General features: G+C 69.8%; 17 protein-coding genes and 1 pseudogene. 6 read left to right on the forward strand and 12 right to left on the reverse strand.

All coding sequences use genetic code 11. The features are described from left to right. A pseudogene (locus A5697_RS28670) lies at positions 1-80 on the reverse strand (hypothetical protein); the annotation flags it as partial. Between the two features lie 154 nt (positions 81-234). Here A5697_RS28670 and A5697_RS00430 point away from each other — a divergent pair. Next, positions 235-1,767 (forward strand): DNA polymerase Y family protein, encoded by a 1,533-nt coding sequence (locus A5697_RS00430; RefSeq protein WP_068007025.1) that lies wholly within the window; start codon positions 235-237, stop codon positions 1,765-1,767. Between the two features lie 7 nt (positions 1,768-1,774). Here the strand turns inward: A5697_RS00430 and A5697_RS00435 are convergent, their stop codons facing one another. Genes A5697_RS00435 through A5697_RS00445 form a run of 3 tightly spaced genes read right to left on the reverse strand, consistent with a single transcriptional unit; the run spans position 1,775 to position 4,467 of the window. Further along, the gene (locus tag A5697_RS00435; protein ID WP_068006993.1) at positions 1,775-2,929 is read right to left on the reverse strand and encodes an alpha-hydroxy-acid oxidizing protein; all 1,155 of its coding nucleotides are present in this window, start codon (positions 2,927-2,929) and stop codon (positions 1,775-1,777) included. A gap of 48 nt (positions 2,930-2,977) precedes the next feature. Next, on the reverse strand, positions 2,978-3,436 hold the full coding sequence (locus A5697_RS00440; protein ID WP_067946617.1) for a hypothetical protein: 459 nt from the start codon (positions 3,434-3,436) through the stop codon (positions 2,978-2,980). 11 nt (positions 3,437-3,447) lie between these two features. Next, on the reverse strand, positions 3,448-4,467 hold the full coding sequence (locus A5697_RS00445) for a nucleoside hydrolase (protein WP_067946619.1): 1,020 nt from the start codon (positions 4,465-4,467) through the stop codon (positions 3,448-3,450). Positions 4,468-4,506: 39 nt separating this feature from the next. On the opposite strand from A5697_RS00445, the gene cmaA1 reads away from it, so the two are divergent. Next, entirely contained in the window at positions 4,507-5,394 is an 888-nt protein-coding gene (gene cmaA1, locus A5697_RS00450; RefSeq protein WP_068006996.1) for a cyclopropane mycolic acid synthase CmaA1, read from the forward strand. Between the two features lie 19 nt (positions 5,395-5,413). Here the strand turns inward: cmaA1 and A5697_RS00455 are convergent, their stop codons facing one another. The 3 genes from A5697_RS00455 to A5697_RS00465 all read right to left on the reverse strand — a co-directional run bounded on the left by A5697_RS00455 (position 5,414) and on the right by A5697_RS00465 (position 9,011). Continuing rightward, complete coding sequence (locus tag A5697_RS00455; RefSeq protein ID WP_068006999.1) at positions 5,414-6,157, reverse strand: 2OG-Fe dioxygenase family protein; 744 nt, start codon at positions 6,155-6,157, stop codon at positions 5,414-5,416. 43 nt (positions 6,158-6,200) lie between these two features. Further along, on the reverse strand, positions 6,201-8,198 hold the full coding sequence (locus A5697_RS00460; protein WP_068007001.1) for an SDR family oxidoreductase: 1,998 nt from the start codon (positions 8,196-8,198) through the stop codon (positions 6,201-6,203). A 99-nt stretch (positions 8,199-8,297) separates the two neighbouring features. After that, a complete protein-coding gene (locus A5697_RS00465) occupies positions 8,298-9,011 on the reverse strand; it encodes a histidine phosphatase family protein (RefSeq protein WP_068007003.1) in 714 nt (237 codons plus the stop codon). An 83-nt stretch (positions 9,012-9,094) separates the two neighbouring features. On the opposite strand from A5697_RS00465, the gene A5697_RS00470 reads away from it, so the two are divergent. Further along, entirely contained in the window at positions 9,095-9,979 is an 885-nt protein-coding gene (locus A5697_RS00470; protein ID WP_067946634.1) for a MaoC family dehydratase, read from the forward strand. Here A5697_RS00470 and otsB read toward each other — a convergent pair. Next, positions 9,976-11,103, reverse strand: a complete 1,128-nt coding sequence (gene otsB, locus A5697_RS00475) for a trehalose-phosphatase (RefSeq protein ID WP_068007005.1) — start codon at positions 11,101-11,103, stop codon at positions 9,976-9,978. The genes A5697_RS00470 and otsB overlap by 4 nt on opposite strands. Before the next feature lie 90 nt (positions 11,104-11,193). Here otsB and A5697_RS00480 point away from each other — a divergent pair, with 90 nt between their 5' ends. Continuing rightward, the gene (locus A5697_RS00480; RefSeq protein WP_068007007.1) at positions 11,194-14,484 is read left to right on the forward strand and encodes an error-prone DNA polymerase; all 3,291 of its coding nucleotides are present in this window, start codon (positions 11,194-11,196) and stop codon (positions 14,482-14,484) included. A 24-nt stretch (positions 14,485-14,508) separates the two neighbouring features. Here the strand turns inward: A5697_RS00480 and A5697_RS27510 are convergent, their stop codons facing one another. Beyond that, complete coding sequence (locus A5697_RS27510) at positions 14,509-14,757, reverse strand: hypothetical protein (protein WP_067201458.1); 249 nt, start codon at positions 14,755-14,757, stop codon at positions 14,509-14,511. Positions 14,758-14,932: 175 nt separating this feature from the next. Beyond that, complete coding sequence (locus tag A5697_RS00490; RefSeq protein ID WP_156673023.1) at positions 14,933-15,391, reverse strand: hypothetical protein; 459 nt, start codon at positions 15,389-15,391, stop codon at positions 14,933-14,935. 240 nt (positions 15,392-15,631) lie between these two features. On the opposite strand from A5697_RS00490, the gene A5697_RS00495 reads away from it, so the two are divergent. Next, the gene (locus A5697_RS00495; RefSeq protein WP_067949863.1) at positions 15,632-16,276 is read left to right on the forward strand and encodes a nitroreductase family protein; all 645 of its coding nucleotides are present in this window, start codon (positions 15,632-15,634) and stop codon (positions 16,274-16,276) included. Here A5697_RS00495 and A5697_RS00500 read toward each other — a convergent pair whose 3' ends face one another. Both A5697_RS00500 and A5697_RS00505 read right to left on the reverse strand, forming a co-directional pair. Next, complete coding sequence (locus A5697_RS00500; protein ID WP_067949865.1) at positions 16,277-16,603, reverse strand: YciI family protein; 327 nt, start codon at positions 16,601-16,603, stop codon at positions 16,277-16,279. 30 nt (positions 16,604-16,633) lie between these two features. Next, complete coding sequence (locus A5697_RS00505) at positions 16,634-17,104, reverse strand: tRNA (cytidine(34)-2'-O)-methyltransferase (protein WP_068007011.1); 471 nt, start codon at positions 17,102-17,104, stop codon at positions 16,634-16,636. Between the two features lie 17 nt (positions 17,105-17,121). Here A5697_RS00505 and A5697_RS00510 point away from each other — a divergent pair, with 17 nt between their 5' ends. Further along, positions 17,122-17,727, forward strand: a complete 606-nt coding sequence (locus A5697_RS00510) for a bifunctional 2-polyprenyl-6-hydroxyphenol methylase/3-demethylubiquinol 3-O-methyltransferase UbiG (RefSeq protein WP_067949868.1) — start codon at positions 17,122-17,124, stop codon at positions 17,725-17,727. Positions 17,728-17,823 lie beyond the last annotated feature (96 nt).

The following is a 17,823-nucleotide window of genomic DNA, read 5'->3' on the forward strand; positions in this document are numbered from 1 at the left end:
CCCTGCCAGTCGCCGTCGGTGACCAACACGGTGCACCCCTTGCTGCGGGCCCGCGCCACCACCGCCCGCGCCCGGGTCTGCGGCTACGAGCTCACTTCGGGAAGCCGCCCGGGATTCGGGCGGATCAGCCGGGTGCGGCTGCAGGTCAGCGGGGTGTGTGCGGGACGACGGGTGACCGCCCGAGCGCGAGCCGGGTGAATTCCGGTGGCTTCCCGGGTGCTGGCCATCTGGTGCATGGATTGGCCCGCGGTCGCGGCGGCCGCGGCCGCTGGTCTGCCCGCGACCGCCCCGGCGGCGGTCACGTTGGCCAATCGGGTGATCGCCTGCTCGGCGGCTGCCCGCGCGGCGGGGGTGCGGCGGGGGCTGCGGCGCCGGGAGGCGGCGGCCCGCTGCCCGCAGTTGCATGTCACCACGGCCGACGCGGACCGCGACGCCCGCTTCTTCGAGTCGGTCATCGCGGCGGTGGACGACCTGGTGCCGCGCGCCGAGGTGCTGCGGCCCGGGCTCTTGGTGTTGCCGGTGCGCGGGGCGGCCCGCTATTTCGGCTCCGAGGCCGACGCCGCCGAACGGCTGATCGACGCGGTGGCCGTGACCGGTGCCGAGTGCCAGGTCGGGATCGCCGACCAGTTGTCCACCGCTGTCTTCGCCGCGCGGGCGGGCCGGGTCGTCCCGCCGGGTGGCGACGCGAAGTTTCTGTCGGTGCTGTCGATCCGCCAGCTCGCCACCGAGCCCAGCCTGTGCGGCCCGGGGCGGGAAGAGTTGACGGACCTGTTGTGGCGGATGGGAATTCGCACCGTCGGGCAGTTCGCCGCGCTGTCGGCCACCGACGTGGCGTCCCGGTTCGGCGCCGACGGGGTGACCGCGCACCGGTTGGCCCGCGGCGAACCCGAGCGGGGGCCGTCCGGTCGGGAGCCGCCGGAGGAGCTGGAGGCCGTGCTGGACTGCGACCCGCCGATCGACCGGGTGGATGCCGCGGCCTTCGCTGGGCGCTCGCTGGCCGCCGCTCTGCACCGGACGCTGATGGCCGCCGGGGTGGGCTGCACCCGGCTGGCCATTCACGCCGTCACCGCCAACGGCGAAGAACTGCACCGGGTGTGGCGGTGCGCCGAGCCGTTGACCGAGGACGCCACCGCCGACCGCGTGCGCTGGCAACTGGACGGCTGGTTGAGCAGCCGGACCGCGCGCAACCCTCGCCCGACGGCCGCGGTGACACTGTTGCGGCTGCAGGCCGTCGAGGTGGTGTCGGCGGGGGCGCTGCAGTTGCCGCTGTGGGGCGGCCTGGGCGAGGAGGACCGGCTGCGGGCCCGCCGGGCACTGGTGCGGGTGCAGGGCCTGCTCGGTCCGGAGGCGGTGCGGGTGCCGGTGCTGTCCGGCGGGCGCGGGCCGGCCGAACGCATCACATTGACCCCGCTGGGTGACGAACCGGTTCCGCGGGCCGACCCGGGGTTGCCGTGGCCCGGTCGGCTGCCCGAGCCGGCACCGGCGGTGCTGCTCGATGACCCGGTGGAAATGCTTGACGCCCAAGGGAACCCGGTTCGGGTGACGAGCCGGGGGCTGTTCTCCGCCGACCCGGCGGGGCTGAGGATGCACGGCCGGGACGAGCGGCTGGACTGGTGGGCGGGACCGTGGCCGGTCGACGAGCGGTGGTGGGATCCCGACGTGGGAAAGGGTCGCACCGCCCGCGCGCAGGTCCTGCTGGAGGGCGAGCGGGCGTTTCTGCTGTGCTACCGCCAGCGGCGCTGGTACCTCGAGGGCGGCTACGAGTAGCGGTGCTTTATCCGGTGCGCCGCAACGCGTCCGGCGTCAGGTCCTTGAGCGACGGATACCCGTCGACGGCCATGATCAGGTCCGCCTCGGCCAACAAGGAGCGCAGCACGTGCACGACGCCGTCGACGCCGCCGAGCGCCAGGCCGTAGGCGTAGGGGCGGCCGATGCCCACCGCGGTCGCCCCCATCGCCAGGGCCTTGATGATGTCGGCGCCGCTGCGGATGCCCGAGTCGAACAGCACCGGAAGACCGTCGGCGGCCTCGAGCACCCCGGGAAGGCAATCCAGCGTCGGCAGTCCACCGTTGGCCTGCCGCCCGCCGTGGTTGGAACAGTAAATGCCTTCGACACCAATGTCTTTGGCGCGGCGCACATCGTCTGGGTGGCAGAGGCCCTTGACCATCAGCGGCAGGCTGGTCTCCGACCGCAGCCACTCCAGGTCGTCCCATCGGAACGGCCCCCCGAAGATCGGCAGCTTGCGCACCGCCGCCTCGGTGGCGTCCTCGCCCCGGCTCAGGCCGGCGCGAAAAACCGGATCGCTGGTGTAGTTGGCCAGGCAGCCGCTGGGCACCTGCGGGTAGTTCCCGCCGCTCAGATCACGCGGGCGCCAGCCGGTGACCCAGGTGTCGAGGGTGACGGCGATGCCCTTGAAGCCGGCCGCCTCGGCGCGGTGCACCAGGCTGGCGGCCATCTTTCGATTCGGCGGCGTATACAGCTGGAAAAACGCCGGGGTATCGCCCAGCTCGGCGGCGATGTCTTCCATCGGGTCGGACGTGAGCGTTCCCACGAAGAACGGGACCCCCGCGCGGACCGAGGCCCGTGCGCAGGCCATGTCCCCGTGCCCGTCCGGGTCACACACCCCGATGACGCCGATGGGTGCCATGAAGATCGGGGACGGAAACCTGATCCCGAACAATTCGATGGACATGTCGCGCTGCTCGGGGGCAATCCCCATCCGCGGATACAAGCCCCACCGCTTGAAGGCCTCGCAGTTGGCGCGCTGCGTGTGCTCGTCGCCGGCGCCGCCGGCGACATACCCGAGGACTTTCGGCGGCATCGCCGCCGACGCCTTCTCCTCCAGCTCATCGAATCTGATCGGGTACTGGGGCTGATTTCCGTGCAGCGATTGGTCGTACAGCTCGGTTTGGTAGTCGGCGAAAGCCATGACCGTGGCAGTACCCCACGCTCAGGGGGTCAAACGACGACCCGCGGCCTACGTCCGTCCGGCGCGGACCGCCTGCGCCCGCGCCATCAGCCCGCCGCCTCCTGGCAGCGCACCCACGACCGTGCGGGCCAACCGATCGCGCCCGCGGACGCCGTCCGTCCTGGCCTTGCCGGCCCGCAAGTGGCGCCAGCCCAGGCCCGCCCACGACGCCGCGACGGCGGCGTCGGTCAACCCGCCGCGCGCCCGGCGCCGATCGACCAGCGCCAGGCCGAGCGCGGTGATCGAGTGCACCGTGTCGACCCAGACTCCGGCGGCCAGCACCTCCGGGCCGGGGTCGATGCCCGACAGCAGCGACTGGGCGACGTGACGCGCGCCCAGGATCCGGGTGACGATGAGCGCCTTGCGGTCGACCTGCACCCCGTGGATGTGGTCCAGCACCTGCGACGGGGCGGTCAGCAGCACGGCGCCCCATCCCGCGCGCAGGACTTCGATGACACGAATCTTCATGGCCTATAGGCTTACCCGCGCGCAAACGACCCAACCCGTTCGATGAACCGGTCGAAGAAGGCCGCCGCGTCCACGTCGACCCCGATCAGCGCGTTGGGTTCCCGGCGCCCCGACCAGTCGGTCACCGTCATGGCGCGGGTCAGAGTCCCCGTCAGCTCGATGTCGACCGTCGCGGGCCGCGTGGTGACCAGCTCGGGGTCCAGCGCCACGGCGGCGGCCAGCGGATCGTGCAGATGTGCCTGGTATCCGTGGCCGATGTCGTGGTAGGCCTCCAGGTAAAACCGCATCGCGTCCTCGATCACCCGGATCAGGGGGTTGGACGCCGTCGACCGGGTACCGGGTTCGTCGTCCGCGCTCATCGGCGTCGCCGTCGATCCCGCAGCGTCCGCCAACCTGGCGAGGTGATCTGGCGTCATCGCCACCTTGCGGGTCAGGTCCAGGCCGCAAAGGATCGGAAGGCGATCTTGGCCAACGGTTTCGGGGTCCCATGCCGCAAGCACCTCGGCCGCGGCCTCGGGGTCCACGCTGATGTTCCATTCGGCCACCGCGGTGGTGTTGCCCCGGTGATCGTAGGAACCGCCCATGATGACCAGGCGGCGCAGCAGCGTCGGCAGCGCCGGTTCGGCCCGCAGCGCCAGCGCCAGATTGGTCAGCGGGCCGGTCGCCACGCCGATGAGTTGACCGGGAAAGGCGCGCGCGGCGCGCACCCATGCGGTCGCCGAGTCGTGGTCGGTGAGGCGGCGATCGGTGGGCGGCAGGTCGGCATAGCCTAATCCCCTGGGGCCGTGGACTTTTGACGGCAGGCGCATCGGCCCGGTCAGGGTCTCGCCGGAGCCCTTGGAGACCGGCACGCCGGTAACACCGCACAGCTCGAGCAGGCCCAGGTTGTTCTCGCAAACCTGCTGCACCGCAACGTTTCCCCCGGTGGAGGCGATTGCGACCACCTCGGCGTCCGGGCTGGCGAACAGGTACATCAACGCCAGCGCGTCGTCGACGCCGGTGTCGACGTCGACAAATACGGGCGACTTCATTGTGTCCAAGATACTCAGGCCAGCGACTAGGCTGGCACGATGCCAACGACGTCGGAGCCCCCCGAGGGTGCTGAGTTAACGCCGCACTTCGACGATGTGCAGGCCCACTACGACTTGTCGGACGAGTTCTTCCGGCTGTTTCTCGACCCCACCCAGACCTACAGCTGCGCCTACTTCGAACGCGACGACATGACGCTGGAAGAAGCGCAGATCGCCAAGATCGACCTCGCCCTCGGCAAGCTCGGGCTGCAACCGGGCATGACGTTGCTCGACGTCGGTTGCGGTTGGGGCGCGACCATGATGCGCGCGATGGAAAAGTACGACGTCAACGTCGTCGGCCTCACCCTGAGCCGCAACCAGGCCGATCACGTCGAGGGGCTGATCGCGAAGTCGCAGAGCACCCGGTCGGCGCGGATCCTGCTGGAGGGCTGGGAGAAGTTCGACGAGCCGGTCGACCGGGTCGTCAGCATCGGCGCGTTCGAGCACTTCGGGCACGAGCGCTACGACGCGTTCTTCGCCCTGATGCATGACCTGTTGCCCGGCGACGGGGTCATGCTGCTGCACACCATCACCGGGCTGCACCCGCTGGAGATGGCCGAGCGTGGCATGCCGCTTTCGTTCACCTTCGCCCGGTTCATCAAATTCATTGTCACCGAGATCTTTCCGGGTGGGCGGCTGCCGTCGATACCGATGGTGGAAGAGCACGCCACCGCCAACGGGTTCACCGTGACCCGCGTGCAGTCGCTGCAACCGCACTACGCGAAGACCCTCGACATCTGGGCCGCCGCGCTGCAGGCCCACAAGGACGAGGCCATCGCGGTGCAGTCCGAGGAAGTCTACGAGCGGTACATGAAATACCTGACCGGTTGCGCAGACGCGTTCCGGGTCGGATACATCGACGTCAACCAGTTCACGCTGCAGAAGTGACTGCCAGAGCACCCGACCCTTACGGCCACGCCGAGGCGAACGTGACCACCAGGACGTCGCGCTGCGCCGGGCCGGAGCCGTCGATCGGCCGGATCGGGGAGACGCCGTGCAGGGTGCGGCGGTCGTCGCCCAGCATCAGGGTGCCGGGCTCGGCCAGCGTCGTCGCCAGCAGCTGCCTGCCGTCCAGGTCGCACACCGTGCTCTCGCCCCCGATGGCGTTGCGCCGCCCGACCAGCAGCGAGCTGACCAGCGTGACGCCGTCGCGGTGCATACCCTCCGGCGTCGGATGCGCGCCCTCATCCGTCGACGACCGGGTGCGGAACGGATGCACCTTGACGTTCCAGTCATCCACGTCGTCCAGGGCCGCAGCCACCCGGGCCAGCAGGCCGATCACCTTGTGCAGCAAGGGGTCCCGGGCGAACGCGTCGGTCAGCGGCTCAAACTCGCGGTCCTTGCCGACGTAGAGGGGATTGGATTCCTCCGGCTGCACGAACGTGCTCCTGGGCATCGGGCGCAGCACGCCATCGCGAAACGAGTACTGGCCGTAGCGGCGCATCCGCTGCACGCCCAACTCCGCCGCGTACGGGTCGGGGGCCAGATGTTGCCAATGCCGGGCGAACCGGGTCCACTCTTCGCGGGCCGCGCCCAGGCTTCGAGTCACGTCGAACGAGGACAACACCGCAGCACCCGTCGTGGCGACCTGCCGGGCCGCGGCGGCCACCGGGTCGGCGTCGGCCCGCTTCTCGGACAGAGTCCGCGTCATCGCGCCGGAATACCGCAATCGGATGCGCCTGAAACGCGCCGACCTACCAGTGAACCCCGGGGACCAGTCGCACCAAGCGCTTGACCGGTCGCGGTGTCCGGATGCCGCGCGTGACGCCTCGCGCCGGGCGCCTCGGTCGGCGTGGGGGAGCCGCGGGCGGTTCGGTGGTCAGGCCGCGGGCTGCGGCCGAGTCGGGGTAACCGAGGTAGAGCTGGTGCAGGATGCGCCGCGACGTCCGCGGCGCGAAGTAATTGCCGACTTCGGCGAGCGTGCCCAGCGGGGTGTCGATGCGCGCCGGCTTTTCCACCAGCCCGCGCACCACCATGGCGGCCGCGCGCTCCGGGCTGATCGCGGGCACCGGGTTGAGCCGTGGCGACGGCGCGATCATCGGCGTACGAACCAGTGGCATATGGATATTGGTGAAGGTGATGTGGTCGGACAGCGTCTCCGAGCCGACCACGTCGGCGAAGGCATCGAGCGCGGCCTTGGTGGGCAGGTACGAGCTGTACTTGGGGTTGCGCGCCTGCACGCCCGCGCTGGAGACGTTGACCACGTGGCCGAAGCGGCGCTCGCGCCAGTGCGGCAGCAGGGCCAGCACCATCCGCACCGCGCCGAAGTAGTTCACCGCCATCACCCGCTCGTAGTCGTGGAGCCGGTCGGTGGAGTTGACCACCGAGCGGCGGATCGACCGCCCGGCGTTGTTGACCAGGTAGTCGACGTGGTCGAAGCGCCCCAGGATGTCCTTGACGGTGTGCTCGACCGAGGTGGAATCGGTGACGTCACAAGTGAAAGCGTGGGCGTCACCGCCGCCCGCACGGATCTCGGCAACGAGCTCGTCCAGCGCTTCGGCGTTGCGGGCCAGGGCGAACACCGTCGCGCCCTTTTCGGCGACCGCGATGGCCGCCGCCCGGCCGATGCCGCTGGAGGCGCCGGTGATGATGACGTGCCGGCCGCGCAGCGGTCCCTTCGGATCGTCGCGGCGCGCCCGGTCCGGGTCGAGGTGCTCGGCCCAGTACCGCCACAGCCTGGGCGCGTAACTGGAGAACTCGGGCACGTCGATGCCGCTGCCGCGCAATGCTTTCCGGGTCTGGTCGCTGACGAACGTGGGCTTCAGGTCGACGAGGTCGAAGACCTCGGCCGGGATCCCCAGCTGGGTGGCCGCCATATTGCGTAGCACCCGGGCCCGCCCGCGCACCTTGAGCACCGGGGCGGCCACCGAGCCGGGCAGCGATCCGCGTGCCGGCGGGAGCCCGGCCTCCTTGGCGACGCCCCGGTAGATGCCGCGCAGCCCAACGGTTTTCGGGGCGGTCAGGTGGAATGTGCGGCCGTCGCAACCCTCGGCGTGCATCAGCGCGACGAGCGCGTCGGCGACGTAGTCGACCGGCACGATGTTGGTGCGGCCGGTGTCGGGCAGCAGGATGGGCGTCAACGACGGCAACAGCGCCAGCTTGGCCAGGACGCCGAAGAAGTAGTACGGCCCGTCGATCTTGTCCATCTCGCCGGTCCGCGAGTCGCCCACCACCACCGCGGGGCGGTAGATCCGGTAGCGCAGCCCTGGCGCCGAGCGCACCAGCCGCTCGGCTTCGAACTTGGTCTGGTGGTAGGGGGTCGGGAGTTGCTGGCCGACGTCGAAATCGTCCTCGGTGTATTCGCCGGCAAAGTCGCCCGCCACGGCGATCGAGGACACGTGGTGCAGCGTTGCGCCCAGCCGCTGCGCCAGCTGGATGACGGCGCGGGTGCCTTCGACGTTGGTGGCCCGCTGCTCGGCCTCGCCCGCGGTGATGTCGTAGATGGCCGCGCAGTGCACCAGGCGATCGACGCGGCCCAGCTCGGCGAGGATCGCCTCGGTCAGCTCCAGCTCCGGCAGCCCCGCCACCAGTGGTTTCGCCCGCTCGCCCCACTCGGCTGCGAGCCGCTCGAAGCGGCCCAGCGACTGCCGCCGGACCACCACCCACACCTGCGCATCGGGCCGGGTCTGCAGCAGACGGTCGACGACGCGGCGACCAATAAACCCGGTACCGCCGGTAACGACATAACGCATGGAGTCATCGTGGCGGCTGGCGACCGCCCCCGTCAACCCAGTGGCGATCGCAAGCGCGGCGTTAGCCGGGCGCGGCGGGTCGCCACGATCAATGCGGTGTCAGCTGTGGAAGTCCCGGATGCCGTCCCAGTCGACCAGGGTCCAGCCGGTCATCGGGTTCCCGGTGATCACCACGCGTCCGACGTTGGGCAGCGGGTGGCTGGTCAGCAGGGTGTCCTTGGCGTTCTTGGTGTTCATCAGCGTCCAGTACTCGATGGCGAATTTGTGCGAGAACACCACCGGATTGTGCTGGCCGCTGTTGTAGACCTTCTGGATGGCCGCGGTGAACTGCTCGTTGAACTGCTTGCCGCTGACGGACCCCGGGATGCTGTCTTGCATGTCGCCCCTAAGCCAGTCGGCCGGTGCCAACAGGTACGTCGCGTTCTCTTGGGCGATCGGCTTGCCATCGAACCAGCCGGCGTTGATCTCCTGGATGCCCTGCAGCACCTCGACTTGCTTGCCCAACTCGGAGGCCAGCGGCGCGGCGGTCTGCTGGGTTCTGACCATGGTGGAGGCGTAGATGCCGTCGTAGTCCTTGCGGCCCGCTTGGTGCGCGATCTGTTGGGCCTGCCCCTGACCCTCGGGCGTCAGGCCGGGGCCGGGCACCGAGGTGTCGATGATCCCGCTGGCGTTGGATTCCGACTGGGCGTGCCGGATGAACGTCACCGTGATGCTGCGCGCCTGGGGCGATCCGCCGCAGGCACCGACAATGAGGACCGCGGTGAGCGCCGCGACCGCCTTCGAGACGTTCCGGACCAAGCTGCGCTTCGGCATGTCGATAGCCTGCCCTGCCGACCGCATCGGTGGGAAGGGTTTGCGATGGTTAGGTGGAGAAATTACTGGCGAAGGAGACTCAGATGGCGATTGACCCGAGTGCCGTCGGCGCGGTGACCGAACCGATGCTGTTCGAATGGACCGACCGGGACACCCTGCTCTACGCGCTCGGTGTCGGCGCCGGTCTCGACGACCTGTCGTTCACCACCGAGAACAGCCACGGCATCGACCAGCAGGTGCTGCCCACGTACGCGGTGATCTGCTGCCCGGCGTTCGGGGCGGCCGGCAAGGTCGGAACGTTCAACTGGGCCATGCTGTTACACGGCTCGCAGGAAATCCGGCTGCACGCGCCGTTGCCGCCCGCGGGGAAGCTGTCGGTGGTCACCGAGGTCGCCGACATCCAGGACAAGGGCGAGGGCAAGAACGCGATCCTGGTGTTGCGCGGCCGGGGCACGGACCCCGACTCGGAGAAGCTGATCGCCGAGACGCTCACCACCCTGGTGATCCGGGGCGAGGGCGGGTTCGGTGGCATGCCGGGGCAGCGGCCGGTGGCCCCGGAGATCCCGGACCGCGAGCCCGACGCCCGGGTCGCGCTGCCCACCCGGGAGGACCAGGCGCTGATCTACCGGCTCTCCGGTGACCGCAACCCGCTGCACAGCGACCCGTGGTTCGCCCGCGAGATGGCCGGCTTCCCCAAGCCGATCCTGCACGGGCTGTGCAGTTACGGGGTGACGGGTCGCGCGCTGCTCGCGGAGCTGGGCGGCGGGGTCGCGGCCAACATCACCTCGATCGCGGCGCGATTCACCTCGCCGGTGTTTCCGGGCGAGACGCTGACCACGCTGATCTGGCGCACCGAGCCGGGCAAGGCGGTGTTCCGCACCGAGGCGTCTTCTGCCGCCAAGGGCGGCGAGGATGAGGCGACGCGGGTGGTGCTCGACGACGGCGCGGTGGAGTACGTGCAGGCCTAGCCGGACAGCTCGCGCGCCAGGCGGGCGGTGAACTCGCTGGCGCGAGCGGGGCTGTCCAGCGCGAACTCCGCCGCGGTGGCGCGGTCGCCGTCGTCGTAGTGCCGCACCAGGATGGGCACCCCACCGTCGTGGATCGCGTCGAACGCGTCCTCGTCGGTGATGTCGTCGCCGAGATAGATCGGCGTCAGCGGGCCCGCGTCCGCGCCGGTCAGGTGGTCGAGCACCCAGCGCAGCGTTTTCCCCTTGTCCCAGTCCAGGTCCGGCCGCAGCTCGATGACCTCGCGGCCGGTGGTCACCCGCAGCTCGTCGCGGCGGCCCGCCGCGCGCACCGCGGCAGCCACCTCGCCGACGCGGTCGCGCCCGGCGTTGCGGTAGTGCACCGCGACCCCAAAGCGCTTGTGCTCCACCATCACTCCGGGGATGGAGCCCAGTCGCTCCCGCAGCTCGCCGGCCGCATGCTCCAGCACCGGTATGGCCGCCGCGGCGGCGTCGTTCTGGTGGTGCGTGCCGTCGGGTGCGGTCAGCTCGAAACCGTGGCTGCCGGCATACCAAATACCCTGCACGCCAACTCGTTTCGTCACATCTGCCAGATCGCGGCCGGACAGCACCGCGACCGGGCACCGTTCGGCCAGCCGGCGCAGCGCCTCGGTGGCGCCGGGGACCGGGATGGCGGCATCCGGATCGTTGACGATCTCGGACAGCGTGCCATCGAAGTCGAAGAACACCGCCGGTCGCCGTGCGGCCAGGTCGTCGACGGCCGTCAGGGCGTCGGGCAGCTGCGACATCCGGCGGTCACCGGTGCGCACGGTCACCTCGCGAAGGTCGGCGACGACCGCGTCGGCGCCGGCGTCCCGCAGCGCGCCGCCACGCCCTCGGTCGACACCGATGACCAACGCGAATCCGCCGGCGCGCGCCGCCTCGACGCCCGCTTCGGCGGCGGTGACGACCACGCACCGGCCGGGCAGCACCCGCAGCCGGCGGGCCGCTTCCACCGGGTCCTCGGTGAAGACCGCGGTGCCGACCCCGATCCCGCGCAGCTGTCCGTCCAGGGTGGGGTCGAGCGCGCCGAACAGCACCGCGTCATGGCGGCGCGGGTCGATGACGACCGACCCGGACTCTGGCATGACCCAACCTTCTCACGGTGGTCAGCGGGGGAGTACGGGGCGGTAACCACGCCGTTCTGTATCGAACAAACTTTCGATAGACTTGCGGTTGTGGGCTGGTTCAACGGTCCGCCGAGCTGGGCGGAAATGGAGCGGGTGCTCGACGGCAAGCCGCGCCATGCCGGCGTTCCGGTGGTACCCGGGGAGGACGCCCCCCTGTCGCCCAAGCGCGGAACGTACCGGCCGCCGGACGACGCCCGGGCGGCCCGCTCGTCCATCCCCTATGCCGAGCTGCACGCGCATTCGGCGTTCAGCTTCCTCGACGGGGCCAGCACGCCGGAGGAGCTGGTCGAGGAGGCCGCCCGGCTGGGGTTGCGCGCCCTGGCGCTGACCGACCACGACGGCCTGTACGGGGCGGTGCGGTTCGCCGAAGCGGCCGCCGAACTCGAGCTGCGCACCGTGTTCGGCGCCGAGCTGTCCTTGGGGCCTGGGGCCCGCACCGAGACGCCGGACCCGCCCGGCCCGCACCTGCTGGTGCTGGCCCGCGGCCCGGAAGGCTACCGGCGGCTGTCGCGTCAACTGGCCGCGGCGCACCTGGCCGGCGGGGAGAAGGGCAAGCCGCGCTACGACCTCGACGCGCTGACCGAGGCCGCCGGCGGGCACTGGCACATCCTGACCGGCTGCCGCAAAGGCCATGTGCGCCAAGCCCTGTCGCAAGGTCCGGACGCGGCGGGGCGGGCGCTGGCCGACCTGGTGGACCGGTTCGGCGCGGACCGGGTCAGCATCGAGTTGACCCACCACGGCCACCCGCTCGACGACGAACGCAACGCGGCGCTGGCCGCGTTGGCACCGCGGTTCGGCGTCGGCGTGGTCGCCACCACCGGGGCGCATTTCGCGGGGCCGTCGCGGCGCCGGTTGGCCATGGCGATGGGCGCGATCCGGGCGCGGCAGTCCCTGGACGCCGCCGCCGGGTGGCTGGCCCCACTGGGCGGCTCGCACCTGAGGTCCGGCGAGGAGATGGCCCGGCTGTTCGGGCACGTGCCCCTGGGGGGCCCTGACGTGGTGACCGCCGCCGCCGAGCTGGGCGAACAGTGCGCGTTCGGGCTGGCGTTGATCGCGCCGCAGCTGCCGCCGTTCGGCGTGCCCGCCGGGCACACCGAGGACAGCTGGCTGCGGCAGCTGACCATGGCCGGGGCGCGGGACCGCTACGGGCCGGCCGATGCCGCGCCGCGCGCCTACTCCCAGATCGAGCACGAACTGAAAGTCATTGCGCAGCTGACATTTCCGGGTTATTTCCTGGTGGTGCACGACATCGCCCGGTTCTGCCGGGAGAACAACATCCTGTGTCAGGGCAGGGGATCGGCGGCCAATTCCGCGGTCTGTTATGCCCTGGGAGTCACCGCGGTGGATCCGGTGGCCAACGAGCTGTTGTTCGAGCGGTTTCTGTCGCCCGCCCGGGACGGGCCGCCCGACATCGACATGGACATCGAGTCGGACGAGCGTGAAAAGGTTATCCAGTACGTCTACGGCAAGTACGGCCGCGACTACGCCGCCCAGGTCGCCAACGTCATCACCTACCGGGGCCGAATCGCCGTGCGCGACATGGCCCGCGCCCTGGGCTTCTCGCAGGGGCAGCAGGACGCGTGGAGCAAGCAGATCAGCCACTGGAACGGGCTGGCGGACTCGCCCGATATAGAAGGCATCCCCGAACAGGTGGTCGATCTGGCGAACCAGATCCGGAACCTGCCGCGGCACATGGGCATTCATTCCGGCGGCATGGTGATCTGCGACCGCCCGATCGCCGACGTGTGTCCGGTGGAGTGGGCGCGCATGGAAAACCGCAGCGTCCTGCAATGGGACAAAGATGATTGTGCGGCAATCGGTTTGGTGAAGTTCGACCTGCTAGGGCTGGGCATGCTCTCGGCGCTGCACTACGCTATCGACCTGGTGGCCGAGCACAAGGGGATCGAGGTAGACCTGGCCAAACTCGACCTCTCCGAGCCGGCGGTGTACGAGATGCTGGCCCGCGCCGATTCCGTCGGCGTGTTTCAGGTGGAGTCCCGGGCGCAGATGGCCACGCTGCCGCGGCTGCGGCCACGGATCTTCTACGACCTGGTGGTGGAGGTGGCGCTGATCCGTCCCGGACCCATCCAGGGCGGGTCGGTGCACCCCTACATCCGGCGGCGCAACGGCCTCGACCCGGTCACCTACGACCACCCGTCCATGGAGCCGGCGCTGCGAAAGACGCTGGGGGTACCGCTGTTTCAGGAGCAGTTGATGCAGCTGGCGGTCGACTGCGCCGGCTTCTCCGCCGCCGAGGCCGACCAGCTGCGGCGCGCGATGGGGTCCAAGCGTTCGACCGAACGCATGCGGCGGCTGCGCGGCCGATTCTACGACGGCATGCGCGCGTTGCACGGCGCCCCAGACGACGTCATCGACCGGACCTACGAAAAGCTGGAGGCCTTCGCCAATTTCGGTTTCCCGGAAAGCCACGCGCTGTCCTTCGCGTCGCTGGTGTTCTACTCGTCGTGGTTCAAGCTGCACCACCCGGCGGCGTTCTGCGCGGCGCTGCTGCGCGCGCAGCCGATGGGTTTCTACTCGCCGCAGTCGCTGGTGGCCGACGCGCGCAGGCACGGCGTGACGGTGCACGGCCCCGACGTCAATGCCAGCCTGGCCCACGCCACGCTAGAGAACGCCGGGACCCAGGTACGGCTGGGGCTGGGCGCGGTGCGCCACATCGGTGACGACCTCGCCGAGCGGCTGGTTGAGGAGCGAAAAGCCAACGGCGCGTTCGCTTCTCTGCTGGATCTGACCACCCGCCTGCAGCTGTCCGTGCCGCAGACGGAGGCGCTGGCGACGGCCGGGGCTTTTGCCTGCTTCGGCATGTCCCGGCGCGAGGGGCTGTGGGCGGCCGGGGCCGCGGCCACCCAGCGGCCGGACCGCCTGCCCGGGGTGGGCTCGTCGTCGCACGTCCCGGCGTTGCCCGGGATGAGCGAGCTGGAACTGGCCGCCGCGGACGTATGGGCCACCGGCGTTTCCCCGGACAGCTACCCAACGCAGTTCCTGCGGGCGGACCTGGACGCGATGGGAGTGGTGCCCGCCGGGAAGCTGCTCGACGTGCCCGACGGCGACCGCGTGCTGATCGCCGGCGCGGTGACCCACCGGCAGCGGCCCGGCACCGCCCAGGGAGTGACGTTTCTCAACCTCGAGGACGAGACCGGGATGGTCAACGTGCTCTGCACACCCGCGGTGTGGGCGCGGCATCGCAAGCTGGCCAACACCGCGCCGGCGATGCTGGTGCGCGGCCAGGTCCAAAACGCGAGCGGCGCCATCACCGTCGTCGCCGAACGGCTGGGCAGCATCACCCTGGCCGTCGGCTCGAAGTCCCGCGACTTCCGGTGAGCCTCAGCGCCTTGCCTTCACGCCTCAGAACGAATAGATCCCGTGAACGCTCACGAACATGCCGTGGCCGGTGCGGTCATTGGTGAACCGGGTGCCATGATCCGTCGGCAGCACCGTCCAGCCCTGCAGGTGATACGTCTGGCCGTAATGCAGCACGATATCGCGATCAGGGTCACCGACCATGCCCACGCCCAGGTATTGCAACTTGCCCGTGTCGTCGACCTCGGCCGCGTTGTTGCCGAAACCTACTGGCAATTCCAAGGTTTGGCTCACGCACAGAACGTCGTGTGTTCCGATCGAACACCGCGTCCTTGCGGACTCGGTGTGCACATACAGATAGTCTTCGGCACTCGCACGCACGCCGGACGTCGCAGCGAGCCCCACCGTCACCGCGGCGGCCCAAATGGCCGCTCGACCAATCATTTTCATCTGCGTCGTCCTTCGATAGCTAGTTGGTGGGCTGTGCCGGCACGGGCATGGGTTCGCCGGCCTGCTTGACCAGCCGTCCGTGAATCCATTTGTCCACACCGCCCAACTGTTGGTCCCAGTTGTATTGCAGCGTCCAGTCATTGGTACGGCTGTAGAAATAGTGTCCCGCGAATATATTGCCCTGCAGGCTGCCGTCCGGATTCACAGTGCCCCATAGGTATTCATCGTGGTATTGCTCGCAAAAGCCCCAAGGCGAGTAGCTCATTTTGCCGTGGAACTCGTTGAAGACGACGCTGGTGACCTCCAGGGCCGCGGTGCCCTTGGAGCCGTCGTAACACCGCGCATCTCCGAGCCACTTCCCGGGCAGGCCCTTGTCGCCGGTGGGCATCGCGTGGCTCGGCGTCCTAGACGCCCACCCCACGGCCACCACGATGAACACGACCAGCGCAAGCAGGCCGATGCGCTCCAGGTAAGTCACGTTGCGGCCCAAGCGGTTTCGTGACGAACAACCGCCATTCGCATGAACGCACGCACCCAAAGATCGGTTGCCTGCCGGCATCGGAATCGCCCCCTCGTGCTATGGGTGTCGCGCGGTAACCGCCGCTCGAGACGACTATCGCCGCAGATCATGGGCCTCACGTAGGGCCGTTGGTCACAGACGCTTCGGCCATCGGTCCCGAAACGACACCCCTGATCGCGGCATCGGTAGTCTCCAAGCATGACCCTCAACTTGTCCGTCGACGAAGTCCTCACCACCACCCGCTCGGTCCGCAAACGGCTCGACTTCGACAAGCCGGTCGGCCGCGAGGTGCTGATGGAATGCCTCGATCTGGCCCTGCAGGCGCCCACGGGATCCAATTCACAGGGCTGGCAATGGGTGTTCGTCGAGGACGCGGAGAAGAAGAAAGCGATCGGCGATGTCTATCTGTCCAACGCCCGCGGCTACCTGAGCGCGCCGGCGCCGCAATACGGCGAGGGGGACACCCGCGGCGAGCGGATGGACAAGGTCCGCGATTCCGCGACCTACCTCGCCGAGCACATGCACGAGGCGCCGGTGCTGTTGATCCCCTGCATCGAAGGCCGCGAGGACAAGACGCCGCTGGGTGGCGTGTCGTTCTGGGCCTCGCTGTTCCCGGCGGTCTGGAGTTTCTGCCTGGCGTTGCGTTCCCGCGGGCTGGGCTCGTGCTGGACGACGTTGCACCTACTGCGCGACGGCGAGCAGCAGGTGGCGGACGTGCTGGGCATTCCCTACTACAAGTACAGCCAGGGCGGGCTGTTCCCGATCGCCTACACCAAGGGCACCGACTTCCGGCCCGCCAAGCGGTTGCCCGCCGAGCAGGTCACGCATTGGGACGCTTGGTAATCAGGTCTGAAGGGGCCACACCTCGACCACCCCGTGCGCGACCGCACAGGGCGTCTGACTCACCCGCTCGATCGCCGCGTCGAGATCGTCGGCCTCCAACACGGCGAACCCCGCGATCGGCATCGTCGATCGCAGGAAGGGGCCCCGCTCGATCCGCACCCCCGCGCCGTCCGGGTTGCGCACCTGAACGGGGTCCCCGGCTCGGGCGACGAGCGCGCCGGACGCGCTGAGTTCGTCGTCGCGGGCGTGCGCGGCCTGTCTGCGAGCGTCGCTCAACCGGTGATATCCGGCCTCGTCGCCGTAACCGATCGTGATGAAGGTTGCCATGTCACTGCTGACTCCCGCGGGAGGCAGAACTCATCGCCACACGGCGCCCGGGTAGCCGTGCTGCCGCCAGGCCTCGTACACGGCGACGGCCGCCGCGTTGGACAGGTTCAGCGAACGGCGGCCGGCCAGCATCGGGATCCGCACCCGCTCGCCGATGTGCGCGTCGGCCAGCGTCGCCGCGTCCAGGCCGGTGGGTTCGGGCCCGAACATCAAGACGTCGCCCGCCCGGTAGCGGATGTCGGCGAACGAGGTGGTCGCGTTCGAGGTGAACGCGATCACCCTGGCCGGCGCGAGCGCCTCCCAGGCGGCATCGAGTGAAGCGTGCACGGTGACCGAGGCGAGGTCGTGATAGTCCAGCCCGGCTCGCCGCACCTTCGGTTCGGACAGGTCGAAGCCCATCGGCTCGACGAGATGCAATTCGCAGCCCGTCGCGGCCGCCGTCCGGATGGCATTGCCGGTATTGGGGGCGATGCGCGGGGAGTAGAACATCAGCTTGAACACAACGCGATAATGGTCGCATGGTCGAGCAGAGCATCTGGATGCAGAAAGTCGCTGCCGATCCCGGACATTCGCACTGGTATATCGAGCGGTTCCGCGCCATGGCCCGCGCCGGCGATGACCTGGCCGGCGAGGCCCGCTTCGTGGACGCGATGGTGCCCCGGGGCGCGCGGATCCTCGATGCCGGTTGCGGCCCCGGCCGGCTGGGCGGCTACCTGGCCGCCGCCGGCCATCACGTCGTCGGCGTCGACGTCGACCCGGCGCTCATCGAAGCGGCCGAGCAGGATCACCCCGGTCCGCGCTGGCTCGTCGGCGACCTCGCCGAGCTCGACCTGCCCGCCCGCGGCATCGCCGAACCGTTCGACGTGATCGTGTCCGCCGGCAACGTGATGACCTTTCTCGCCCCCAGCACCCGGGAGCGGGTGCTGGGCCGGCTGCGTGCCCACCTCAAACGCGACGGTCGGGCGGCGATCGGCTTCGGCGCAGGCCGCGATTACGCGTTCGCCGCCTTCCTCGACGACGCGGCGGCCGCCGGCTTCGCGCCGGATCTGCTGCTGTCCACCTGGGATCTGCGACCGTTCACCGATGACTCGGATTTCCTCGTCGCCGTCCTCCGGCCGGCGTAAGCCGCGTTTGCCAGAATCATCCGCCCGTGCGCGGGTCCACCTTGGAGGGACCTGTCTGCTCAGTAACGATTCTGGTGACCTGGGCCGCGGGCTGTC

It is taken from the genome of Mycobacterium sp. E3251 (assembly GCF_001666835.1).
Taxonomy (GTDB): domain Bacteria; phylum Actinomycetota; class Actinomycetes; order Mycobacteriales; family Mycobacteriaceae; genus Mycobacterium.